The 25,697-nt window shown below is 44.1% G+C and carries 17 protein-coding genes; 10 read left to right on the top strand and 7 right to left on the bottom strand.

The window, feature by feature from the left end:
* Positions 1–33: 33 nt before the first annotated feature.
* Positions 34–1,905, bottom strand: coding sequence for a methyl-accepting chemotaxis protein (locus tag AC6R05_RS13855; protein WP_500647943.1), 1,872 nt, complete (start codon positions 1,903–1,905; stop codon positions 34–36).
* Between the two features lie 530 nt (positions 1,906–2,435).
* On the opposite strand from AC6R05_RS13855, the gene AC6R05_RS13850 reads away from it, so the two are divergent.
* Together AC6R05_RS13850 and AC6R05_RS13845 are read left to right on the top strand one after the other, a co-directional pair.
* The gene (locus AC6R05_RS13850) at positions 2,436–2,660 is read left to right on the top strand and encodes a hypothetical protein (RefSeq protein ID WP_500647712.1); all 225 of its coding nucleotides are present in this window, start codon (positions 2,436–2,438) and stop codon (positions 2,658–2,660) included.
* Positions 2,661–2,846: 186 nt separating this feature from the next.
* The gene (locus tag AC6R05_RS13845) at positions 2,847–4,631 is read left to right on the top strand and encodes a sodium:solute symporter family transporter (RefSeq protein ID WP_500647711.1); all 1,785 of its coding nucleotides are present in this window, start codon (positions 2,847–2,849) and stop codon (positions 4,629–4,631) included.
* A gap of 188 nt (positions 4,632–4,819) precedes the next feature.
* Here the strand turns inward: AC6R05_RS13845 and AC6R05_RS13840 are convergent, their stop codons facing one another.
* Together AC6R05_RS13840 and AC6R05_RS13835 are read right to left on the bottom strand one after the other, a co-directional pair.
* Entirely contained in the window at positions 4,820–5,530 is a 711-nt protein-coding gene (locus AC6R05_RS13840; protein ID WP_500647710.1) for a 3'-5' exonuclease, read from the bottom strand.
* Between the two features lie 3 nt (positions 5,531–5,533).
* Positions 5,534–7,393 carry a DUF294 nucleotidyltransferase-like domain-containing protein gene (locus AC6R05_RS13835; RefSeq protein WP_500647709.1) on the bottom strand — a complete coding sequence of 620 codons (1,860 nt, stop codon included), beginning with the start codon at positions 7,391–7,393 and terminating at the stop codon, positions 5,534–5,536.
* A gap of 230 nt (positions 7,394–7,623) precedes the next feature.
* Here AC6R05_RS13835 and AC6R05_RS13830 point away from each other — a divergent pair, with 230 nt between their 5' ends.
* From AC6R05_RS13830 to AC6R05_RS13810, 5 genes are all read left to right on the top strand, one after another.
* Positions 7,624–8,403 carry an SDR family NAD(P)-dependent oxidoreductase gene (locus tag AC6R05_RS13830; protein ID WP_500647708.1) on the top strand — a complete coding sequence of 260 codons (780 nt, stop codon included), beginning with the start codon at positions 7,624–7,626 and terminating at the stop codon, positions 8,401–8,403.
* A 221-nt stretch (positions 8,404–8,624) separates the two neighbouring features.
* The gene (locus tag AC6R05_RS13825) at positions 8,625–8,942 is read left to right on the top strand and encodes a cupin domain-containing protein (RefSeq protein ID WP_150872588.1); all 318 of its coding nucleotides are present in this window, start codon (positions 8,625–8,627) and stop codon (positions 8,940–8,942) included.
* A gap of 711 nt (positions 8,943–9,653) precedes the next feature.
* Positions 9,654–10,520, top strand: coding sequence for an oligogalacturonate-specific porin KdgM family protein (locus AC6R05_RS13820; protein WP_032548923.1), 867 nt, complete (start codon positions 9,654–9,656; stop codon positions 10,518–10,520).
* A 134-nt stretch (positions 10,521–10,654) separates the two neighbouring features.
* Positions 10,655–12,514: a hypothetical protein gene (locus AC6R05_RS13815; RefSeq protein WP_500647707.1), complete on the top strand. Its 1,860-nt coding sequence runs from the start codon at positions 10,655–10,657 to the stop codon at positions 12,512–12,514.
* A gap of 385 nt (positions 12,515–12,899) precedes the next feature.
* A complete protein-coding gene (locus AC6R05_RS13810; RefSeq protein WP_500647706.1) occupies positions 12,900–14,468 on the top strand; it encodes a polysaccharide lyase family 7 protein in 1,569 nt (522 codons plus the stop codon).
* 174 nt (positions 14,469–14,642) lie between these two features.
* Here the strand turns inward: AC6R05_RS13810 and AC6R05_RS13805 are convergent, their stop codons facing one another.
* Entirely contained in the window at positions 14,643–16,397 is a 1,755-nt protein-coding gene (locus tag AC6R05_RS13805; protein ID WP_500647942.1) for a polysaccharide lyase family 7 protein, read from the bottom strand.
* Between the two features lie 244 nt (positions 16,398–16,641).
* Between AC6R05_RS13805 and sbcD the strand changes: the two genes are divergently transcribed.
* The 3 genes from sbcD to AC6R05_RS13790 all read left to right on the top strand — a co-directional run bounded on the left by sbcD (position 16,642) and on the right by AC6R05_RS13790 (position 21,930).
* Positions 16,642–17,877 carry an exonuclease subunit SbcD gene (gene sbcD, locus AC6R05_RS13800; RefSeq protein WP_500647705.1) on the top strand — a complete coding sequence of 412 codons (1,236 nt, stop codon included), beginning with the start codon at positions 16,642–16,644 and terminating at the stop codon, positions 17,875–17,877.
* A 6-nt stretch (positions 17,878–17,883) separates the two neighbouring features.
* On the top strand, positions 17,884–21,621 hold the full coding sequence (locus AC6R05_RS13795) for an AAA family ATPase (RefSeq protein WP_500647704.1): 3,738 nt from the start codon (positions 17,884–17,886) through the stop codon (positions 21,619–21,621).
* 159 nt (positions 21,622–21,780) lie between these two features.
* A complete protein-coding gene (locus AC6R05_RS13790; protein WP_500647703.1) occupies positions 21,781–21,930 on the top strand; it encodes a DUF2256 domain-containing protein in 150 nt (49 codons plus the stop codon).
* Between the two features lies 1 nt (position 21,931).
* Here the strand turns inward: AC6R05_RS13790 and AC6R05_RS13785 are convergent, their stop codons facing one another.
* Genes AC6R05_RS13785 through AC6R05_RS13775 form a run of 3 tightly spaced genes read right to left on the bottom strand, consistent with a single transcriptional unit; the run spans position 21,932 to position 25,563 of the window.
* On the bottom strand, positions 21,932–22,654 hold the full coding sequence (locus AC6R05_RS13785; RefSeq protein WP_500647702.1) for an SDR family oxidoreductase: 723 nt from the start codon (positions 22,652–22,654) through the stop codon (positions 21,932–21,934).
* On the bottom strand, positions 22,654–24,201 hold the full coding sequence (locus tag AC6R05_RS13780) for a cryptochrome/photolyase family protein (RefSeq protein ID WP_500647701.1): 1,548 nt from the start codon (positions 24,199–24,201) through the stop codon (positions 22,654–22,656). Before AC6R05_RS13780 ends, AC6R05_RS13785 begins: the two co-directional genes overlap by 1 nt.
* Positions 24,202–24,210: 9 nt before the next feature.
* The gene (locus AC6R05_RS13775; protein ID WP_500647700.1) at positions 24,211–25,563 is read right to left on the bottom strand and encodes a DASH family cryptochrome; all 1,353 of its coding nucleotides are present in this window, start codon (positions 25,561–25,563) and stop codon (positions 24,211–24,213) included.
* Positions 25,564–25,697: the final 134 nt, after the last annotated feature.

The raw sequence follows: 25,697 nt of genomic DNA, 5'->3' as shown, positions 1-25,697 counted from the left end.
CTGGCTTTTGTCGGTTATATTTTAGCTTAGAGGTTAAACCTTAAAACGACTCATCAAGGTGCTGATGCTGTGGTTGAGCTGTTTAATCTCGACGGACTCATTCACTTGATTCACGCTGAGCTTATTGAGCTCAAGCACAATTTGGTCAATCTCATGGACACTCTTAGTGATGCTCTGTGTGACGGCGTTTTGCTCTGCTGAAGCACTTGAGATATCACTGTTGAAGTGGCTGACAACTTCCATCTTCTCACTCAATTTAGAGAGCATTTCAACAGCTTGAATCACTTGATTGCGTGTTTTCTCACAATTGGATTTAGTGAGTTCAATCGACTTCACCAAGCCTTCAGATTGGCCTTGGAGGTTAGAGAGCGCTTCCTCAATTTCAGAGGTACTCTCTTGAGTGCGATTCGCCAACGCTCTTACTTCATCGGCGACCACTGCAAAGCCGCGACCATGTTCACCTGCACGTGCAGCCTCAATCGATGCGTTGAGTGCGAGTAGGTTGGTTTGTTCTGCAATACCACCGATGACGGTCACGATAGATTGAATACTCTGTGATTCGTTTGCCATCGCAATGATGTCGTGAGATGTTGTATCGACTTGCTCTTCTAGAGCATTAATGTAGGACTCCGTCAGTACATTGATCTGCTTAGTCTCATCACTAAAGGTGGCTGCGTTATGAGCGGCCTCAGCTGCAGACTGAGAATTTTTCTCGACCTCAATAGAGGCGTGAGACAAGCTATCAATCGCCGTGACCACTTGGCTAGTCTCGTTGGTATGAACTTGCAACACGCTGTTGGTTTCTTGGCAACAACCTTCGATGCTTCCAACTTTCCCTTCAAGCACCACGTTCTTCTGTTTTACTTCGGTGATCATGCTCTGTAGACCACTGATGAAGATATTGATGTCTCGGGCGATCTTGCCAAGGTCATCATTGGTTTTCTCTTCTAGACGCTGAGTTAAGTCACCGTTACCTTGGGATAGGTCATGAACAATGTTACGTAGCGAGATGATTGGGTGGTACAGCATATTAAGTAGCAAGGTCATCACCGCAATTGAACAGACGACAGCTGCGACTATTAACATCTGAGCATTAAAGACCACATTATCAAGGGTTTGCATTGCAATTTTAGGATCGATAACAGAGATCATATGCCATTGATTTGAATCACCAATATTGACGACTTTAGCCATCAACATCATCTCTTTCTGGTCGATATTGCCGCGAATAAATACTTCTGATTGACGTGTTGCTGCCGCTAATTGAGTGATGGCTGGTAAGGAACTGATCATGCTTTGAGGTGCAATGCTCTCAATGGTCGAAGCGATGATCATGCCGTTGTCGTCAACGATTAAGCCTCGTGCTTGGTAGATTTTTTCGAGTTCACCGAGTTTATCTTCCAAATCATCAAAGCGAAGGTCGGCCATAAGCACGCTATCTTTAAAGGAATACATCACTCCAACCATTGGTGTTTGCGTACTTTTAGTAAAGAACAGGTCGCTAAAAGAGAGCCCAGAGCGGGTTTTTGCTTGTTTATACCAAGGACGAGTCGTTGGGTTGTACTTTTCAGGAATACCGATACCGTTTGGGAAGGATTCGGAAGGGCGTGAAGTAAAAGAACGGCCATCATCGAAGCCAATCACCATCTTATCGATACCGCCCAGTTTAGCAGCGTAGTGCATCAACGCCTGATTCTCGACCTCAAAGTTTGCGGCTTTGAGCTCTGCTGCCGTCGAGTTCACGACAGAGATGGTGCGCTGTACATCTTGCTCAATTTCATTGATTTCTACAGAGAGAGAGCGGTCGATCTCTTTGTAAATGGTCTCTTCAACCTGCTCTTTGGCAAGATTGAACGAGAACCAGTTTGAAGCGATTAGCGAAACAGTGGTGACAGCGGCCACCATCAGGATGAGTTTGCCTTTAAAACCTAGTGGAAATAACGTTTTTTTATTTTTCATAATTTTTCACGCGAATAGACAAGTGAGTTTAGACATTGATTGTGTCGTTCTAAAACGGCTCTTCATAACCAATCTTGTGTAATGTTATTGTATTATTTTTAGGTTATGCAATCTGTGAGAAAAATCTATCTGTAAAATCAAATAATCACCAACTATGTGACTTAACTAGAATTTACAACTATCACGATTTCCCTTCAGATCCCCTCTTGTTATGCCACAAGTAGCAATACATCGACCGAATGAGTCATTGCTCATTTATTGACTTAGCTCTCTATTTCGCAATCAAAAACTAACCATTTTAGATTATTAGTAATACAATAATGCTGATTGAGGTGTTTGGAGGCCATATATGTTGTTGTTAAACACCTCAATCATTTGTTGCTTTTGAACTGGCTTATGTTTGGTTCATCGAAGTTACAAATGAGTTATGTTCCCATTTTACTGAACACAGTAGTTAGCCGAATTTGGTTAGAAAATTGAGTAACGCCAGTAATTATGAGGCGAACGTAGAATTCCGTGGGGGTATCGTTTGTCTTTCTGAACGTTCTCTTTCTGCTTTTGTTCAGGCGGTTTATCCGTTTTGCCCACGTCTTGTTCTCGGACGTGGGCTTTTTTATATGTATGACAAGGCTCTGGTTTTTATCTGTGGTGGGAAAAAGGTAGATAAAAAGACCACACAGTTGATTTATAAAACGGGCTAATCCCTTTCTCTAAAAGGGTTAAGCGCCTCAAATGACACTAGAAACTCACTAGGATCGACGAATTCACAAAAATAATATTAATCTGCCATTAATCACACTTTTGACTTATTGTAGTACAATAGGGTGGGTTTATAGCTATGATGTACAGGTCGAAACTAATTATAGAAAAACAAAAGGTCTATTAGAATGGAACTCAATACAGCTATTGTAGGCATCTATTTCTTATTTCTTATCGCTATAGGATGGATGTTCAGAACGTTTACTAGTACCACCAGTGATTACTTCCGTGGGGGCGGTAACATGCTCTGGTGGATGGTAGGTGCTACGGCATTTATGACGCAATTCTCCGCTTGGACATTTACGGGGGCAGCGGGTAAGGCATACAACGATGGTTTTGCGGTTGCAATCATCTTCTTAGCAAACGCTTTTGGTTACTTCATGAACTTTGCATACTTTGCTCCTAAGTTCCGCCAACTTCGCGTTGTTACCGTAATTGAAGCTATCCGTATGCGTTTTGGTGCTGCGAACGAGCAAGTATTTACTTGGTCTTCAATGCCTAACTCTGTTGTATCAGCAGGTGTTTGGTTGAATGCACTCGCAATCATTGCTTCTGGTATCTTCGGCTTCGATATGACGATGACAATCTGGATCACTGGTCTGGTTGTACTTGCTATGTCGGTAACGGGTGGCTCATGGGCGGTAATTGCATCTGACTTTATGCAGATGGTTATCATCATGGCAGTAACGGTTACTTGTGCTGTCGTTGCTGTTGTTCAAGGTGGTGGTGTTGGTGAAATCGTCAATAACTTCCCTGTGGGCGATACGGGTTCTTTCGTAGCTGGTAACAACCTTAACTACTTAAGCATCTTCAGCATTTGGGCATTCTTCATCTTTGTTAAGCAGTTCTCTATTACTAACAACATGCTTAACTCATACCGTTACCTAGCGGCGAAAGACTCTAAGAACGCTAAGAAAGCAGCACTTCTTGCATGTGTACTTATGCTTGGTGGCGTGTTCATCTGGTTCATGCCTTCTTGGTTCATTGCAGGTCAAGGTGTAGACCTATCTGCTGCGTACCCTGAGGCTGGTTCTAAAGCGGGTGACTTTGCTTACTTATACTTCGTACAAGAGTACATGCCAGCAGGTATGGTTGGTCTTCTTGTAGCAGCAATGTTTGCAGCAACGATGTCTTCTATGGACTCAGGTCTAAACCGTAACTCAGGTATCTTTGTTAAGAACTTCTACGAACCAGTTGTTCGTAAAGGTCAGGCATCTGAGAAAGAACTCGTAACCGTATCTAAGATTACTTCTACGGCATTTGGTATCGCTATCATCCTTATCGCGCAGTTCATTAACTCTCTAAAAGGTTTGAGCTTGTTCGATACTATGATGTACGTTGGTGCGTTAATCGGCTTCCCAATGACAATTCCAGCATTCCTTGGTTTCTTCATTAAGAAGACTCCAGACTGGGCAGGTTGGGGTACGCTAATCGTAGGTGGTATCGTTTCTTACATCGTTGGTTTCGTTATCAATGCAGAAATGGTTTCAGCAGTATTCGGTCTAGAAGAGCTAACTAAGCGTGAGTGGTCTGATGTTAAGGTTGCAATCGGTCTAATCGGTCACATTACACTAACAGGTGGTTTCTTCGTAGCTTCTACTCTGTTCTACAAACCACTACGTGAAGAGCGTCAAGCGGATGTAGATAAGTTCTTCAACAACTTAGAGACGCCGTTGGTTGCTGAGTCGACTGAACAAAAGAAACTGGATAACAAACAGCGTCAAATGCTTGGTAAACTTATCGCAGTAGCGGGTGTGGGTGTGATGCTTATGGCTCTTCTGTCTAACCCAATGTGGGGACGTATGGTGTTCATCCTGTGTGGTGCGATTGTAGGTGGTGTTGGTATGCTGCTTGTGAAAGCGGTGGATGACACGGTTGAAGAGAAAGGCACAGTATCAGAACAAACCTCATGATGGTTGATACATCCTTAATTTTAAATAAATAACTTTAAAGCGGCTGATAGTTCAGCCGCTTCTGTCGTTTTTATCGTATAGCTTTCGACTCAAGAAGTAACTTGTTGTTTTTCGATAAATAAAACCCCGATATGTCATCCATATCGGGGTTATTTTTTGTGGGGTAAGATTTTTTGTATTAGTGATCTTTACTTGTGACTCAAACTATAGAGCTTGGCGATTGATACTGATGTCGTTGGAGAGAGACGTTTTTTTTGTGCTAAGAAAAGCTCTGCTGTAGAGACTGCATCGATAAGCGCGTTGTGATTGTTATATTCTGGCAGCCCATAACGCTCGCGAGTCGAAGACAAAGAGTAGTCTAAGTCATGTGCGTTTCGCGCTTTTGCCATGTTCTTTTCAATCGCTAACGTATCAATCCACAAGATAGGCAAATTCACCACTTGATAGTAGGTATCCAAGTAGCGGTCGATGAATGCTTTTTCTACGCCACAAGCATGAGCAATGACTATTTTACCTGCGGCAGCTTCGAAAAATTGAGTCATAGCATTAGATAAAGAGATACCATCTCTGAGCATTTGCGGGGTGATGTGGTTAATTACTGCGGTTTCAGGTACGACGGACGACTCTTCATTGATGTAAAGATGTGACGCCGAATTTAGATTGATTTTGTCGTTGTTTATCTCAACCCAACCCATAGATAATATAAGATCGCTCTCTGCTTGTAGCCCTGTAGTTTCAAGATCTAAAACAATATAGCTAAGCTCATCGGCTGTTGTATCGAGCGAACACTCTGGCTCAGATACTAATGCTTTGAGTTCAGGGGCTTGATGGCGCTGCTCAATAAACAGTTCTCGTCTTCTATTCAGCCGCATTAACGGGTGAAAGCGTTTAAACAGCATTGACTAGCCTCCGAATTTCACTTTTGCGGCATCCTGCAATTCCGCGATGATTCTAAAGGCATCTTTTAAGTGTTTACGCTCAAAGCTACCAAAACTGTTTGGATTGATGTGGTTGTTAGGCTCACCACCATGTTTGAGCGCTACGAGTTGATGACTGAATCGGAAAGAAAGAATGAAGCGATACGCATTTATAATGTTCTTGTACGAATCTTCGCTGAGTGAACCTTTCTCGAATGCAGTTCTAAATCGCTCATCTGTCGCGGAAAGGTCACAAGATACGGCCAGCCCATAGATACGTGCGAGATCGATGATCAGGTTAATCGCGTACTTCTTAATATTGAGCGTCTTCTTGTTTTCACCGGTTTTTTCAAGAACCAAGCTATTGAAGATGCCTAAAGGAGGGTTGGTATTCACTGCATCGTTAACCAGCATAGTAAGGAAACTTCGATTGCTTTGAATATTTTGATGAAGTTCGTCCCTTAGAATCTTCTCAAACTCGCTGTTGCCATAAACCGAACGAATTTCGAGGAAAACGCTGATGTTAAGTAAGCGTTCGTATTCTGGGTTATCAACCCATTTCTTATAGTACTGCTTCCAGACGGACAAAGGCTGACACCACTTCGGCGTAGCTGCCATGTATTTGCCTGGGCAAAGTGGGTAGTGACAGCTCTCTAAACCTTTAGTGACAATCATAGCTAAGTGTTTGAAGTAAATACGGTCGTTATCGGTCGCGTCGTCAGACAGTACAATTGCACTGTCTTGATCTGAAAGCATGTGTACTTCGTTACGAGCATGAGAACCGGCAACAATCCACGCGAAATCACAAGGTGGAGGACCTAATTTATCAATGGCAATCTGAATCAGACGGCGAGTATAGGCATCCATGATCATTGTCATCACCTTACCGACAACTTCTGGGCTCACTTTGCCTTCAACCAAGGCTTCAAAAATCGCCTGACGTTCTGGAGTAAACTTGGCCAATGACGACACGCTACCTGCGTATTTGATCTTCTCAATAAGGAAGATGGCTTGAACACGGTGGTTTTGAACTAGGTGAGTGGTCGTCAAAAGCCCGACCACCTTATTGTCTTGTACGACGGGTAAGTTACGAATGTTGAACTGCATCATCATCGATGCCGCTTGTAGTACAAGGTCGTCTGGAGAAATCGTTAACGGTGACAGTGTCATGACTTCCGATATAGGGCGACATGTGCTGACATCTTTAGCGATTACGCGCTTGGTCATGTCTCTGTCTGTAATCAAACCAACAATTTCATTTTCTTCATAGACCACGGCACAAGGAGAGCGCTGAATAAGCATCTCTTTAGCAACGTCTTTAATTGGTTGCTCCGCAGTAACAACAGCTACGCGTCCGCTAGCGACATCACCAACTCGGCGTATAAACAGACCTTTCTCTTTGTTTGACCAAACTACATCTAACGCCGATTTTAGGCGGACTTGTGCCTGTGACGCGAAATGTTCAGCCGATTCTGGATGTTTGGTAAATAGCGTTTTGAGTGCCGAGTGGGGCACTGAGTAGATGAGTGAGTTTTCAATTGCGATCGCTTGATAGATTTCACTGCTGTCTTGTTGTTGGCCGAGGAATGTAAAGCCAAAGAGGTCTTCTTGCCCTAATTTCGCTCGCAAAACACCGTCTGACTTACGTTGCTCTAAAGCGCCGGTGCGAACAATGTAGAGCGCTTTTTCGCCTTTGTTTGAGCAAAGGTCAATGACTTCTCCCTTTCCGACATAGCTTATCTGTATCTGAGAGGCGAGCTCTCTTAAGGCGTCTTTAGGCACCTTATCAAATGGGTCAATTTTATCGATAAACTGCAATATGTTGGGTAAAAGGGTATCTGACATAACTGATGCTCATTAAGATATATTTGTATGATTATAGCGTGGATTTTTGGATTCTAAAACTAGAATCATGATTCAGTCTGACTGTTGCCTTAATCACTAACTATAAGCAAAGTAGTTGATAAAATCCGTGTTGTCTTGAGTTATAGATCTCGTTGTTTAACTTAGGCTATTGTTGCACTTATGGTGGTATTGTATTATTAATTAAATAAAGCAGCAAAAGGTAACCATTGATGTTTGATGATTTAAAAGGCAAGCGAGTGTTAATCACTGGCTCAACGTCGGGTATGGGACTAGCAACGGCAAAGTACTTTGCTCAATGTGGAGCACGTGTAGGCTTGAATGGTCGCAGCTCGAGGACTCCGGAAATTGAAGCGATCTTAAACGAATTGAAAGCGCTGGGGGGAGAGGCTGAATTCTTTCAAGCGGACCTAATGCAATCATCAGGCTGTGAAAACCTTGTTGCTGACTTTACAGATCACTTTGGTGGGCTAGACGTGTTGATTAACAATGCTGGTGGGTTAGGAGGAAGAGAGAACCTAGAAGATATTGATGATGCATTTTTCGATCGTGTAATTGACCTTAACGCACGTTCTGCATTGATGGTCACCAAATATGCGATTCCACATCTAAGAGCCTCAGCTTTAGAGTCAGGTGAAACATCGTGTGTTATTAGCACTGGTTCAATCGCAGCGCGCGAAGGAGGAGGTGTAGGGGCAGGTTTATACGCAGCATCAAAAGCTTGGCTTCATGATATCCATCGAAACTGGGTTAAAGAGTTCACCAAGGATCGTATTCGTTTCAATATCGTTTCTCCAGGAACGATTGATACCGCTTTTCATGACGCTAAATCGGATGACGTTAAATCCAATATAGCTAGCTCAATACCTATGGGGCGGTTTGGACGTGTGGATGAGGTTTCTCCGAGTTTCGCGTTCTTCTCATCTCATGCGTGCGCAGGTTATATCACTGGGCAAATTCTCGATGTGAATGGAGGTCAAATGGCGCCATAGTTTATCTCGACTCTTAATGTAAAAAATCTCAGAAGAGCCAGCACCTAGCTGGCTTTTTTGATCGACTTATGTAAAGCGTCAAAACAAATCGATTGCATAAAAAGAAAGAGGGTGACGCTATTCACATAATTATCGATTATTTGTATGACAAGTTGTTTGCATAGACTAAAGTTCGCTTAATTAGCCATCAGCTCATCAGATTTAGCGACAAGGAATGAACAATGAATCTCTTTTATGAAGCCGACAATCACCCGTGGGAATACTTAGGTAATGGATTGAAGCGCAAGGTGGTTTCATTAACTAAAGATTTGATGGCCGTTCACCTCTGTTTTGATAAAGGGGCGGTCGGTGCTGTCTACGATCACACGGTACAAGAGCAGATTGGATACGTGGTAAAAGGGAGTTTCGAGGTTGAAGTGGATGGCAATAAGCAAATCCTAAATGCGGGGGATGCATTTATGGCTCATCGACATCTTGAAAAGGGCGCAAAGTCTCTTGAGCACGACAGTGTATTGCTAGATTTAGTCAATCCACATTAATGGCAGATTCGAAGCAGTAAACATCCCACATAGTATTTATTCATTACGATATCCCTCGTTCTTCAAACACGACTTCTCGTCCTAGACGCGTCCAGTATTAATCTAACCAATCGCATATTCACGGTTGGTTTCTACTTCTCTTTTTATCTACCTCACCGTTTTTGAACGTACTAGCTGAGTAGCGTCCCACTTAAGGCGGACGCCACCTCTAAACCATCATTCGACTTCCTGATATCAAGTAATCAATTTGTATCATTTTATATTCCACATATGTCATATCTTATCCTTGATTGGTAGTGCTGGTGAGGTTCATTCAATTCAACCCGAAGATATCGCATTGGGTTTGGAATGGGCTTATTTTGTTAGATTAAATCATTACTGGAGCTTATATTTGTATGTTTTATCCTGTCTAATTCACATTTTTTAGCTTTTCTTTATCTTTATTGATTTTATCTTCCGTCCTTTTAAATAGGGAGTCTTCGTGAATTTTTCTCTGTTTTTGTTCAATGATCTTTATTTATTTGTATGAATAAATGTTTAGGTTTGGCGTAATGTTCCCCTCGCTTCTGTGACTTATGTTTTAGTTTCGACTTAATCATCGTGGTTATTGTGAGAGAGGTCATTCTATCGGTAAGCACTATTTGAAGCTTAGTTTTATTTGTCTAACAATAAGACTTAATCCAATTACGTAACAAAAGAAGAGAAGGGAATATGAAAAATTCTAAAGTGGCTATTGCAGTGGTTACAACACTATTTGCCGGCATGGCATCGGCCGCGTCAATTGATTACCGTTACGAATATCGTGCTGCTACCGATTACACCTACGAAAAAGATGGAACGAGCGAAACTCGCCATGTCGATGCGCGCCATCAACATCGTGTGAAATTGGGTGACAGCTTTAAGCTAGACGACAAGTGGAAGCACTCATCAAGCCTAGAAATCAAATTCCATACAGACGACTCTTATTACGATGCTGACTCGGGTAGCGTTAAGAATGCCAACAGCAAAAGTTTCTACAACGGTAACTGGTATATCTACAACATGGAGTTAGATAACACTGCTACTTACAAAGTGAACAGCAATTGGTATCTACAAATGGGTATGCCAATCGCATGGGATTGGGATGAGCCAAACTACAACGACGGTGACTGGAAAATGAAAAAAGTCACTTTCAAACCTCAGTTCCGTGTTGGCTACAAAGCGGATATGGGTCTAACCACCGCTATTCGTTACCGTCACGAGTACTCAGATTTCCGTAACCACACTCGTTTTGGTGACACGGACAACGAAACTGGTGAGAAGCTAGAATCTGCTCAGAAATCAAAGATCACTCTAACGGGCTCATACAAGGTTGAATCTTTACCTAAGTTGGGCCTGTCTTACGAAGCTAACTATGTGAAATCTCTAGATAACGTACTTCTATACGACAACGATGATTGGGAATGGGATGCGGGTATCAAGGTGAGCTACAAGTTCGGTTCTTGGAAACCATTTGGCGAACTTTGGTCATCAGATATTAGCTCTCGCTCAAGTGACCGTGAAGCGAAGTACCGCGTGGGTATTGCTTACTCATTCTAATGCGTAACGAGGCAATAGTTTAAGGTTAGCTCTGCGCACAGTGGAGCTATGTTTCTCTGTCATATCCTCAATACGGATGAGAAAACCTTTTGTCTAAGAATATATAAAAGTTATAACGAACAAGAGAGTTTATTATGCAGATTTCTAAAGTGGCAACAGCAGTCGCACTGTCTACTGGCTTACTTTTTGGCTGTAATAGCGATGGCTTACCTGTACCGACAGATCCTGTAGTTCCGGCACCGGATTTAAAAATTACCAGCGGTTATTGGCAACTGGGTACAGCTGCATCAGCGACGAGCTTTTCAACCAGCAGCACAGATCTTCCCAATGTTTACGTATTTAGCGAAGACGGCAATCACAAATATTACGACGATGACGCAACGCCTGGTACATACGTGATCAAAGATGCATCAGCATCAACCAATGACTACGATGAAGACGCCGGTACTATTTCATTTATGCTTTACGATAGTGGCACAACAATGGAAGTATCTGGTGAGTTCACGCTAACAGAAGCTTCGGGAGACACACCTGCATCAATGACATTTGTTGATGAAGATAACGGTGTTGACCTATCGGGTTCAGATGAAGTTGATAATGACTCAGTTAAAGATGCGGTTGTTGATGCCAATGAAGATAGCGGGATTAATAATGTCGTTCAAATCTTAGATACAAACTTTGGCGGCGCTAAAAATGACGTCGGTGAGCTGCGTCTAAAACTGTCTGAGTCTGCGACAGTATCTAGCATTGCTTCAGGTAAATTATCAGTAGACCTAATCTACCAAGTCGATGCAGACACAAATGAAGAAGCGAATGATAGTGGTAACAACGCTTACATCTCTTTGTACGGCGCAGGTACTTCAAACACTAACTTACACGGTGAAGTTATTTTCAATGCGGGTGAAATTTTCTACCGTTCAACGGTTGTTAGTGGTGGTAAACCGCAAATTTCTGAAGAGCCAGTAGGTACTTATGAGCTAGGGGAAGACTTAGCGGTTGAAGTGAGCTGGGCAAATGGCTACTACACATTCACTATCAATGACACTGTATACGACAATAGTGGAAATGGCTTTGAGTCATTCGATAAGTCAGCAGTCACGGTTATTTCATTGAAGTTGGGTGATACATCGAATACGACCCACTATGAACTTATCGCCGATAACTTCATGGTTTACTCGAACGATGAGACTGATAATCAAGTGGTTTTCGAAGACAATTTTGATAGCTACGCAAACGGTGCTGCTCTAGGTGGTTCAGACCCTTACAATAATAACAGTGCGGAAGCGACAGTGGTTACTGAAGGAGAAGACCCAACGGATCCAACAGATCCTGAGCCAGAACCAGGTGAAGTAACAGATGACTTCGATAGCTACACGGCAGGCACTCGCATTGATGCCGCAAACAGCGCTTACGCTATCAAGGGTGATAAAGACGGTGATGATGAGACAACAATTGTTGCAGAAGTAAGTACTGAACAAGCTAATTCAGGTGACAACTCACTATTGTTGCATGACAACTCAACACTAGGAAAACCTGTTGTATCTCGTACCTTTAAAGATGGTGGTGCTGAATCAGGTTCGGTGTCGATGTCTGTGTACATTCCATCTGATGGTTATGTGAAATCAACATACTTGTTCTTAGGTTCGTCAGATACTGCATCTTCGAGCAAGCGATTTACAGAAGTGGCATTTGGTAGCTCTGCGCTCAAATTCCGTAACGAAAGTGGCAGCCAAAAAGACCTAGCGTCTTATGCTCAAGATGCTTGGGTGGACGTCACAATGGCATGGGAGCCAAATTCAGACAGCTCTGGTTATGATGTGACGATTACGGTCGATGGTACTGAGTACACGTCGTATGAAGAAGATGGCACGACTTATCCTCTCGTTGCTGAAGCTGATGAAGGTGCACCAATTATGTTTGCAGCTTATGTAGGTGATAACTCGAGCAGTGGCACATACAGTTACTTCGACGACTTAGATTCTGAATTATTCTAAATCACCGTTTATTGAGTTTTAAAGAGGCCATTTAGGCCTCTTTTTTTGTTTTTTACCCGCCCAAATAACCTAGCTTATGCCTATCTTAAGAGCAAAAACAGAGCACAAAACAAGAAGGTTTGGCCGGTTAATTTGCTTCAATAAGACTCCGATCTCATTTATCTATGATTCGATGGTGATGTATAAGAGCGCGATCTCATTTATGACTTTTTAGGGCTATTTGTATTACTTTAGTATGTTTATACTTGTGTCATTAGCGTGAAGGACATAGCTAATACGGTACATGGAACGTGGCTTAGAGCTTGGGTTTCATATCAATAAGGTATCTTGTCCTCGTCTTATAATACAAATAATTCAAACTTAAGCATTAAAGGTGAAAGGTCTAATGAAAAGTATCTATCTAAAAAGCTTGCTTGCATCTTCGATTGTTCTAGCCGTTGGTTGCGCGAGTACTTCAGCACCTGTAGTAGAGCAGTTTCCAAACAACAAAGAAACGGGTGAGCCACTTCTAACGCCAGTTGCTGTGACGGCAAGTAGCCACGATGGTAATACACCTAGTCAACTTATTGATGGCAACATTATGACTCGCTGGGCTGCAAACGGTAACGGTGAGCACGCAACGTTGGATTACGGTTCAGTTCACGAGTTTGATGCGGTTCAAGCGTCGTTCAGTAAAGGTAACGAACGCGTGACGTCGTTTGACATTCAAATGAGTGAAGACGGTGAGAATTGGACTACTGTACTTAAAGATCAGAAAAGCTCAGGACGTGCGATTGGTTTAGAACGCTTCCAGTTCGAGCCAGCGGTAAAAGCGCGTTATGTTCGTTACGTGGGTTACGGTAATACTAAAAACCAATGGAACTCAGTAACAGAGCTTGCGGCTGTAAACTGTGGTATTAACGCATGTCCTTCAAGTCACCTTATTTCAGATGCTGTCGTAGCTGCAGAAGCAGATATGATCGCGCAAATGAAGGCTGACCAGAAAACACAAAAAGAGCTGCTGAAAAAGAACCGTAAAGGTGATTTCGGTGCGCCACTCGTGCGCCCTTGTGAGACAACGGTAGAGTGTGACCTTTCTCAGCCAATGCCGACACCAACGCTGCCTGCAACGTTGCTGGCAACTAATGCACCTGGTGAGAACTTCGACCTAACACGTTGGAAGCTGACAACACCTTATGACCACGATGGTGATGGCCGTGCAGATGACGTTGATGAGTGGGATCTAGCACATGGCTTCCAGAACGAAGACATTTTCTACACTGCAGAAGATGGCGGTATGGTGTTTAAGACTTACGTGAAAGGCTCACGCACTTCTAAGAACACCAAATACGCTCGTACTGAGTTCCGTTCGATGCTGCGTGCAGGTGAGAAGTCACACAAAACTAAAGGTGTGAACCCGAATAACTGGGTATTCAGCTCTGCTCCAATTGAAGATCAGCAAGCTGCTGGTGGTGTAGACGGGACTCTTAAAGCAACACTGAAGATCGACCATGCAACAACAACAGGTCAATCTCACGAAGTGGGTCGTTTCATCATCGGTCAAATCCACGACAAAGATGACGAGCCAATCCGCCTTTACTACCGTAAGCTTCCAAACCAAGCAACGGGTACTGTTTACTTTGCTCACGAAAAAACTAAGACGGGCACAGAAGATTACTACAATCTAGTCGGTGACATGACGGGTGAAATCGGTGAAGACGGTATCGCACTTGGTGAAATGTTCAGCTACGAGATTGACGTGAAGGGTAACATCATGACAGTGACTCTGATGCGTGAAGGCAAAGAAGATGCTGTTCAAGTGGTAGACATGAGTGACAGTGGCTACGACGAAGGTGGTCGCTACATGTACTTCAAAGCCGGTGTTTACAACCAGAACATGTACGGTGAGCCAGATGATTACGTACAAGCGACATTCTACGAGTTAGACGCAACATACGGTGAGTTCCAAGGTTAATCCAACTAGCGCTCTCTAGTAAAAAGAACGATAGAAGCTATCAAGCCAGTAACCTTTGTTGCTGGCTTTTTTGTATGCGCATAAAAAAGCCATAGAATCTTTAACGGAGTCTATGGCTTTATTTACGATAGAGTGGGGAGCTAATCTATTAAGCTCCACACCGATTATAGAGAGTTACTGCACATGTTCAGTTGATACTTCACTAAAGCTGACATCGAAGATCTCGCCTTGGTATTTATCATCAGGTTTAAATTGAGGGTAGATACCGGCTTTAAAATAAAACGCGATGTCATCGCTCGCCCAATCACTACTTAGTGTGACGGTGTCACCATTCATGTCAGTGTAGTTAGCTCCCCAGTCAATTTGGTGGGAAACAAGGTTACTGCCATCGGTGTCTGTGGTTGCGAGGAACAGCCCATCTTGTGTTGCACGGATAATGTAGCGCCACTCTTCATTAGCAGCGTATTGGCCTAAGGTTACGCTAAACGGTTCACAGCTCGCGCAGTCTTGGTTATTACGCTCAAAACTGTCGTTGAGGATGACTCGGATCGGTCTATCTTCACCTTCCCAAAGCAACTTAACCAATGCTTGGCTGATCTTCCAGCCATGAATTTGTCCCAATACAACCTTAGGGCGCTGCTCACTGAAGTCGAGATTTGGATACTCATTGATTTGAAGTTGAGCCTCGAGGGTATGGTTTTTTGCATTGGTACGAAGATCGTTGAGGTACCAACTGGTGTCTTCGTCACTGGTGCTGCAGTCTGGGTTATCTGTGCTAACGTAAAGTTCCCTCAGCTCAGAACGAATGTAATTAGAGTTTGCTGTCGATGTGCCGTATCCCATATCAGCCCGAAAGTGCATCTGACCATCAGCCACGTTGAAGTAGGAGATATCGATGTTGCCGTCATAAATGTTGCTGCTGTTCGATAGTACATCTTTGCTTGAGTTACAGCGTTCAGGCTCTAGTTCTGCTGCACTCGTACCGCCACTGCCGTACCAATCATCTTTACTTGGCGGGATAGTGATCTTCCAGTCATCAATATTCCACTTGGCCGAGGTGTCAATATTCTCTTTCTCGTAGGTTAACTGGTTAAACTTCGCTTCACCTTCACCATTTTCAAACTGGTTGTAAATACCAGCTTTAAAGTAACTGAGAAGATGCGACCAGTAAGAGATGTCGATATTGGCTTTGGATTCGTCGTTCACTTCGATAGACAAGGTGTTTTCGAATATTGAAATTTCAAAACGGGTAAAGTCATCTAAGTCGGCTTCACCTAAGTCATATCGAGTATAGGAATCGCTGCATCCTTCGGCATTTGGATCTGAACTGCAGTCTAACGCGTTGTTTTTAAGAACTGCCCAGTAGTGGCCCGTTAAGCCGTTTCGCTCTTGCTCCCAAACAATACGAACCAAGGGGTGAGGGATGTAACCTGTTCCATCAGAACTGGTGCCCTTATTGTGTATTTGCAGAAAAGTGACTTCATCATGATCAGCGGGTGAGTGGGCCATAGCGAGGTCAATTTCGGGTAGCTTAACTTCTGCGTAGAAAGTGCGCTTAACACCGCTTTCACTAACATCAAAGTTCTCAAGCTCGCGTACCTCTGAACGCATCTTGTAGTTCGACATTTTGAATACAAGATATTCGGTGTCTTCCTCGGCGTAGAAGTAGTCACTTTGATAGTTGTCGAATGCTCCATTTTTGACCTCAGAAGTCTTATTACCTTCACTACCTTTCGGATCAGAGACTTGCAGATCTGAGTTATCTAAGATGCTCTGGTATTTAGCAATGCTGTAGGGTGCGATGGTTTCAGTGGGATCGGTTGGGTGGTTTGGGTCGGCGGGCTCACTCGGAGATGAAGAGGAAGAGCCCCCACCGCAGCCAGCGAGTAGTACGGTTATGACCGCGGCGGTGATTGGTTTTAATTTCATCATACTGGTTATTCTTATTATGGAAAAACCTAATAATTACATTTGTATTATTTTAACTCAAATATCTGATTTTGATTTTGTGACTCAATGTGAGTCGAATTTCGTCACTGACGGGGTACTTTGGTCAAATTGCGGACGAACAGTCAGATATCGATGATTAGTTGCCTTTTCATAAGCTTATTAAAGAGATATGCCGGAGCGATTTTGATAGATTAAGAACATTCGATCCCCGTAGCGAGACACCATGAAAATTCTTCACACGTCAGATTGGCATCTTGGCCAAAACTTCTATAACAAGAGTCGTAAAAACGAACACCAACAGTTTTTAGATTGGCTACTTCAACAAGTTGTTGAGCAGAGCATTGATGCCATTATCGTTGCGGGCGATATTTTCGATACCAGCACACCACCAAGCTATGCGCGCGAGATGTACAACAAGTTCGTCGTAGATTGCAGCAAGTTAAATTGCCAACTGGTGCTGCTTGGCGGGAACCATGACTCTGTGTCAGTACTTAAAGAGACACAGCAACTGCTCAAGTACATGGGAACCGATGTGATTCCCAACACCAATGACGACTACCCAACACAAGTGCTTCCATTGAAAGGTAAATCTGGAGAGGTTGAAGCTTTGGTTTGCGCAATTCCATTTATTCGCCCACGTGACGTACTGACTAGCCAAGCTGGTGTTTCTGGTGTCGAGAGACAGAAACAGCTGGGTGATGCCATTAAGCAGCACTACGCAAGTGTTTACCAAGCGGCGGTTGCGGAGCGTGAAAAATACGAGAATGCGAGCGAAATTCCTATTGTCGCAACGGGGCACTTAACCGCTATGGGTGTGCAACAGTCTGATTCAGTTCGTGACATTTATGTAGGTAATTTAGATGGTTTTGCCGCAGATGGCTTTCCACCAGCCGATTACATCGCACTGGGTCATATTCATCGACCACAAATCGTGGCGAAGCAAGATCATATCCGTTACTGCGGCTCTCCAATTCCACTTAGCTTTGATGAACTCAAATCAACCAAACAGGTATGTATTGTCGAGTTTGAACAAGGGAAACGCGCGATTTCCCAATTGAATGTTCCAACCTTTCAGCCACTTGCCGAGATTAAAGGCGATCTTGAAAGCATTGAGACACAGTTAAACCAATATATTGGTCTCGATGACGAGCAGAGTGTATGGCTGTCGATAGAAGTACAAACGCAGGATTACCTGTCTGATCTTCAAGAACGTATTTCACGTCTGACGCAAGAGCTCAATGTAGAGGTACTGCAATTACGACGAGCGCGAGAGAAGCGTAGTCAAACTTTGAATCAAGAATCGGCAGAAACGCTGTCAGAGCTGAGCCCAATGGAAGTGTTTGAAAAACGCATAGCACTGGAAAACTTCGAAACTGAATCAGAAAAAGCACGTTTAGAGCGCATGACCGTGACGTTCAAACAAGTGATGACAGAAGTGAATGACGGAGAGAGTGAGTAAACCGCTATGAAAATCTTATCGTTAGAATTTGAGAACCTAAACTCACTCAAAGGTCGTTGGAAGCTGGATTTCACACAATCTCCTTTTGCTGAAAACGGATTGTTCGCTATTACCGGGCCAACGGGCGCGGGTAAAACCACCATTTTGGATGCGATCTGTTTGGCCTTGTTCCATCGAACGCCTCGTCTAAAGAGTATCGCGAAAGGCAATAACGAGATCATGACGCGTGGTACGGGCGAGTGTTTTGCCGAGATTGAGTTTGAAGTGAAGGGTAAAACTTACCGTTCCAACTTCCATCAGAAACGAGCTCGCAATAAACATGATGGCGCACTCCAAACACCCACTTGCGAGTTTGCTGACGCGGACAGCAATAAGGTGTTAGAAACTCAGCTCAGTAAGAAGATCAAACTGGTTGAGTCAACGACAGGTCTCGATTTTTCTCGTTTCACTAAGTCTATTCTGCTTTCCCAAGGCGAGTTTGCGGCGTTCTTAAATGCCAATGCGAATGATCGTGCTGAACTGTTAGAAGAGCTGACGGGTACTGAAATCTACAGCCTGATCTCAGAGCGTATCTATGAGCATTACAAATCCAGTGAAGAAGGGCTAAACCAGCTTAAAGCGAAAGCCGAAGGTGTAAACCTGTTAACCGCTGAACAAGTTGAAGAACTCTCTCAAAACAAAGCGAGTTTAGAAATCGCATTAAAACAGTTCGACCAAGAGCTTAAAGGTTGGTCAGAACATTTGGCTTGGTGGCGAGAACTCAACAAAGCCAAACTATCTCTAGAGAATAGTGAAAGCGAACTGAAAACGGCTCAAGGGGAGTTGGAAACCAATAGCCAGCAGCTAGAGCAGTTAGCGAAAAGTGAGCCTGCTGAAAAGCTGCGTCCGGTGCATAAAGATCTTCATCGCGTGCAGCATGAGGTAGCGTCGTTAAGTACTCAACTGGAAGATGCCAATAAACAGCTTGAAGTTGGCAATCAAGAGAAGCGTCAAACAGAAACAGCACTGAATGCGCAAACAGAAGCCACAAATCAACTTCGCAAAGAACAAACTGAGCTTGTGGCGACTATCGAAAAAGTGCGCCCACTTGATCAGCAAGTTGCTTTGCTCAACGAAAAGTTGGCAACGCAGAAGCAATCTAAATCACTGCTTAAAGCGGAACAAGCGACGAAACAGTCTTTGATTCTAAACGCGGAAAAGTCACTTGAAGAGTTGAAAGTCCGAGAGAAAACGCTGACAGAGTACTTATCGACGAACGAAAGCAGCAAATCTCTCGACCGCTATTTAGGCCAGTGGCAAACCAACGTTGCTCAGATCCGAACACTTGAACAACAGCAAACGGAACAGCAAAAGCGAGTAGAGCGTCTTGCTCATGAAATCAGTACCCAAGATCAGCAAGCTAAGCAACTGACTCAAGACCAACAAAAGAATACTCAAGAGTTGTCTGCGTTAGCGACGGCAGAGCAAGCTGCCAAAGTATTATGGGAGCAATCTCAGCAGGTACACAGTGAAGAGCAGTTAAATGGCTTGAAACACGTGTTAGAAGCGTGGAACCGTCAAACTCATGCATTAACTGATGTTCAACGTCGTTACTTATCGGCGACCGAACAAGCACAAGTTAAGCGTATCGAGTTGGAACGCAAGACATCTGAAAACTCAGAGCTTACAAAGCAACGTGAAGTCTTGGTTGAGCGCTACAAAGAGAAAGAGCAGTCGCTTGAACGTTTGAAGACCTTGATTGCTCAAGAGGGTGAACTCGCTAAGTATCGCGCAATGTTAGAGCCAGGTTCTGAATGTCCATTGTGTGGTTCAACGGATCACTCGGTTGAACAATCTCAAGACGTGAGCGCGTTGCTTGAGCAGCAAACCCAAGAATCAGAGGCGTTGGCGCTGGTTAAAAAAGAGGGACAGGATCTTCGTCAGAAACTGGATTCTCTGGGACCAATTTTGAATCACCTTGAAGGTGAAATTAAAAACCTGACTTCGGATGCGGAGCAAGCTAAGCAGTCTTGGGCTGTGTTGGTAGAGAAGTTCACTCAAACGGGTGCAAGTAGTTCATACGCGAATGCACAATTAGCTAACAGCGCACCATTGATGGAGTGGGTTGTTACGCAAGAGCAGATTGCAGATAAAGATGCCGTCGCCATGTTTGTTGATCGTTGTGAGCATGAGCTGAATAAAGTCACTCAACTTCAACAGCAACAAATGCAAGCCAAGGCAGATTACCAAACGGCAGAGAAACAGCGCATCAATATGGAGCTAGCGTTGAAAGATGCGCTTAACAAAGTTGAAGCGTTATCAGTTCGTGTTGCGGATTTGCAGAAGCAACGTGTCGATGCCGAAGAGCAAAATGCGCAATTGAAAAAAACTCAGTCATCTCAATGGCAGGGCTTACAACAAAGTATTACTGAAACTGGAAACAGCGCGCCCGAACTAGAGAACATTGAACAATGGCTTGAAGTAAAAAGTGCGGCGTCGCAAGAGTGGCAATCAAACTACCAACAGAAAGCTGAACTGGATAAAACGCTGGTCGCTCAACAAGAGAAACATCAGTCTCTGGCAGCTTCCTTAGGTGAACAAACCAATAAGTTAGCACAGCTCGAGAAAGATCTTATGAAGACCTCAGATGATCTTACTAAGGTCCAGCAGGGACGTCATGCACTGTTTGGCGACAAGCAGATTCAACAGCAAGAGCAATTGATGAACGATCGATTGGAAGAGGCCACCAAAGAGCTTGAGACTCTGAAAGCGGCATTCAACCGTTGCGAGCTAACTCTGCGTGAATGGCAAACTAAGCAAGCTGCATTCTCGAAAGAGCTTACTGCGAAACAGAGTGATTTCACTGTGGTCAATGAATCATGGACCCAAGCACTATCAGCCAGTCCTTTTGAGTCTGAAACCGAGTTTGAACAAGCATTATTGGACGAACAACTTCGAGCAGATCTTGTTGCTCTTAAACAGAAGCTGGATAACGCGATCGTCAGTAGCTCAGCCAAACTCAAAGCCGCTAAGCAAAGCGTTGAAGAACTGCTCGAACACGCTAACGCAGCTAAATGGCAAGAGGTTGAAATTGAACAAGTGGAGCAACAAGTCTCCGATTGCCAGCAACAGCAACAATCGACGGCCAGTCAAATCGGTGCGACTAACGCAAATCTAGAGATGGATAAGAAGAATCGCGAGAATCAACAACACTTATTCAAAGAGATTGATCAGAAACAGCAAGCGTTTGATGATATCTCGCAATTGAACTCATTGATTGGTTCAAAGAACGGCGACAAGTTTAGAAAGTTCGCACAGGGGTTAACTCTCGAGAACCTTGTTTACCTTGCCAATAAGCAGTTGCAGCGTCTGCACGGTCGTTATGAGTTAAAACGTAAAGCGGAAGATGGACTAGAGCTGCAAGTGCTGGATACGTGGCAGGGCGATGTGGTTCGTGATACCAAAACGCTCTCAGGTGGTGAAAGCTTCTTGGTGAGTCTTGCTTTGGCATTAGCGCTGTCTGATTTGGTGAGCCATAAAACCAGTATTGATTCGCTGTTCCTTGATGAAGGCTTTGGTACTCTGGACAGTGACACGTTAGATATTGCTCTCAATGCGCTCGATAACTTGAATGCGTCTGGCAAGATGATCGGTGTGATCAGTCACGTCGAGGCGCTAAAAGAGCGAGTACCCGTCCAGCTTAAAATCACTAAGCATTCGGGCTTGGGTGTTAGTGAGATGATTAAAGAGTTTAAGGTCGCGTAGCTAGTGACAGTTAGTAACTCGTAATTAACAGCTTGCAAGTACAAAGGGGCAGTGAATCTGCCTCTTTTCAGTTGTTTTCTTTGTTATTTCAACAATATTTCAAACCCTTAGCGACTGTTGAACGTATAGCTTCTAACAACCTCAAGTTAGAGAAATTCGATGCGAAAGAAACGCGATCTTCCCACTAAACTCTGTCCAGTGTGTTTGCGTCCATTTGCGTGGCGCAAGAAGTGGGAAAAATGTTGGGACGAAGTGCAATATTGCTCAGAACGTTGCCGCCGAAACAAAGGCAGCATCCACAAGCTGTAAATTACCAAGGCAGCTCTTCTCTGTTGTATGCGAAGAAGCGACCACTCTCTTCTGGCGTTGATCTATCAATAATACCCAATAATTGACGCGCTACGTCATCAGCATCGAACAGTTTGCCTTCAGGAACGTTGGTCTGAAATGGTTTGGAGAGCGGGGTATCGGTCGTTCCCGGATGTAGAGAGAGGATCGTTGCTCTCTTGGCAATACGGCTCCACTCGATGGAGATGGACTTAATTAGCATATTGAGTGCCGCCTTAGAGGAGCGATAGCTGTACCAACCACCCAAACGGTTATCACTGATGCTGCCAACCTTAGCTGAAATGGTTGCGAGCTTACCTGCAGGTGAGCGTTTCAATAGAGAGGTAAAATGCTTTGCAATTAGCAGAGTCGGAAGCGCATTAGTCTTCATGTTCTCTACGAAAAACTCTGGGTCGATGGTGCTTAAGCTCTTCTCTGGTCTATGAGTTGCTGTATGAAGTATGCCAACACAATTGATCACCCAATCTAAAGAACTGAAGTGAGATGCGAGCTGTTGAACGTCTGATTCTTGAGTTATGTCGACCTTATGCCATGTGACATTATCGAGAGAGAAGTCTGGCTTGCCATTGCAGAAAGTCGTATGGATGTTGGCTGTAGGCGCGATTGTTTGCAACTGTTTCACTACGGCTTTGCCTATACCGCCAGAACCTCCAATCACTAACACGGTTTTGATAGCGTTTTCCATTACAAATCCTCCAAATGTTCGAGGTAATTTTCTGCACGTTGTAGCGTCTTATCTTGCTCTTGTTCGTCCATGTTGTCCCAAGAGCGGAAGATCATCCCCATTCGCGGATTGCGAGTGAGTTGCTCTCGGTGCTTAGTCATGAAACGCCAATACAAACTGTTGAACGGGCAGGCATCTTCATCACTTCTCGACTTCACGTTGTAGTGACAACCCTTACAGTAATCACTCATCTTATTAATGTAAGCGCCACTCGCCGCATAGGGCTTAGTTCCAACAATTCCACCATCAGCAAACAGAGCCATACCGCGTGTATTTGGCATTTCTACCCATTCGATAGCGTCGATGTATATGCCGAGGTACCACTCGTCCACTTGGTCTGGATTAAGTTCAGTGATCAGACTGAAGTTACCGGTCACCATAAGTCTTTGAATGTGATGAGCATAAGCAAACTCGTGTGACTGCTTGATCGCTTGCTTCATGCACTGCATTTTGGTGTCACTGTCCCAAAAATAGTGAGGCAGATTACGATTCGCTTGGAAGTGATTGATGGTTTTGTAGCGCGGCATGTTGGCCCAGTAAACCGCGCGAATGTACTCCCGCCAACCGAGAATTTGACGCACGAATCCTTCCACCTGAGAAATATCGATGTTTGCGTTACTGTGGTAAGCAGCAAGTGCCGCATCAATGGTTTCTTGGGGCGTAATCAGTTTGCTGTTTAAGCTGAAAGACAGACGACTGTGGTACAAGCTCCAACGAGAAGTATGATCTTTGGTCATTGCGTCTTGAAAGCGACCGAACAGCGGTAGACAGGTATGGCAAAAGTGCGCGAGCAGAGACAAACTTTGGGCACGATTAATCGGCCATAACAGTCTTGTTTGATCGATTTCGCCGATGGTTTGTACATTGTGTCTGTCCATTCGCTCCACAATGTCGCTCACGTCATTAGCAAACATCAAAGGTGAGGGCAGTGCTTCGATATCTTTTGGTTTGAGTTTGTTTCTGTTGTTGCCATCGTAGTTCCACTTGCCACCCACAGGTTTACCGTCGTCCATTAACACAGAGAAGCGCTTGCGCATTCGGCGATAGAAATGTTCCATCATGATGTGCTTACCTGCTGGAAACTGCGGCTCAATCTCGTCAAACGGCAGCAAGAAGTGTTCGGTGCAGGTACAGTGCTTTACCGCTTTCGGTAGTTTGAGTTGAGCTAACTGGCTTAGCAGCCGGTACTCATCAGGTCGTTGATACTCGAATTTCTCGGCGTCAAACTCTGTTGTGTAGTGCTCTATCAACTCATTTAGAGATGGAAACTGTTTGGTATCATCCAATGTCAGGTGCAGCACCTCATGCCCTTCATCTTTGAGCTCTGAAGCGAAAACCGCCATTGCACTAAAAAACGCAGCGACTTTTTGCCTGTGATGATTGACGTAACCTGTTTCCTGATGGAGCTCCGCGATGATGTATAAGACATTGGAGTCACGATTAGAGAACCAAGAGTGCTGAATATTAAGTTGATCACCCAGTATTAGGCGTACAGTGTTGAATTTCATTCTCTAATCCTATTTGGCAATCTGGTACAGTTCGTTAGTGGTCGCCCAACGTTGGATAAATTCGTGTTGCGGGTCGTACATTTGCGTCTGCTTTTCAAGATCAAAGTGGCGAGTCTGTTGCCCATTCATACCTGCAATGTAAGACCAATTTCCCCAATTAGACGCAACATCGTAATCGACGAGTTGAGTTTCAAAATAGGCTGCGCCCCAAAGCCAATCACAACCCAACTCGTAGATAAGGCAACTCGCCGCTAGTTGTCTGCCCCGGTTAGATATATACCCCGTGGCATTCAGCTCTCGCATGCAAGCATCGACAATAGGGTAGTTGGTGTTACCCATTTTCCATCGATTGAAAGCTGTTTTGTCCTTGGTACTTATATCGTGGGCTTTGGTACTTAAAGCGTGACTGTCTTGTGAGTTAGTAAATAGTGCATTGCCTGCAGCTCTAGCACGCCAGTAGAAATATTCACGCCACAGAAGCTCAAACTGAATCCAGTACGTTGACTCGTTTGATCCGTACTGTTGTTCATATTGGCGTAGTGTGCTGACAATCGTCTTTGGTGATAAACAGCCCAATGCCAACCAAGGTGAGAACTTGGTTGAGTGACTCATACCATCGAGCGCGTTTCGAGTCTGTTTATAGTGGCTAGCATAAGAGTGTCGGAAGTAATCTGTTATGTGGGCGATCCCGGCATTTTCGCCACCGTCAAAAAGTCCCACGCGTGTTTGACTCGATGCGTGCGTAATCTGATTCGTGTCTGAGGTGTTTATGGCAGAGATATTAGGCGCGATGTTTAAGTTATCTCTCAACACATTTGGCAATTTAGGGAGCACAGGTGTGGGACTATGCTCTGTGATGTTTAACAGCTTGTTATCTGCCTCAACCAATTTACGAAAGCGAGTAAATGATTTGGGAAGCTTGTTTAGATCGAAAGGTAGATCAGCTTTGTCTAGCAGTGTGCTGTTGTTGGTAGAGATAGCCTTTGTGTTGGGTAATGACTCCTGCACCTCTCGTACTAGTTCGGATTCATCACTGCCGGGATGTTGATTACAATAAATGTTGTTCACTTGGCAGGTTTCTATCAACTGAATTAAGTCGTCTGCTTCGCTGGAGTGCATTCTAAATAAGCTTTGATTTTGGGCTTCGAATCGTTTTGCGAGATCCTCAATAGATTGTTGCCAGAACAATAGCCTCTGTTCCCCAATTTGGTCTTCACCAGAGTGATGTTGAACGAAAGGAGAGATTTGGATAGGCATAACGACGCCGATGAGTTCATCAACTTGATCACACGCCAGTGATAAAAGCTCGTTGTGCGTAAAACGTAAGTCATTAGTAAAACAGTAAAGGCCAATTTTTCTCATCACTGTGGTTCTCTTGATTGGGATCTCGTGAATAGATAACTAGCGATAATTACGGTTTGCTAAAGGGGATCGATCAGGTAAGCATGTTAAAAGAGCTAGAAAAATCAAAGGGGAAGGAAGCCTACCGAGCGGGA

This window comes from Vibrio sp. R11-SG3-ISO9 (assembly GCF_059834255.1).
Note: the sequence above shows the minus strand (reverse complement) of the source record. Positions and strands in the feature narration are given on the sequence as shown.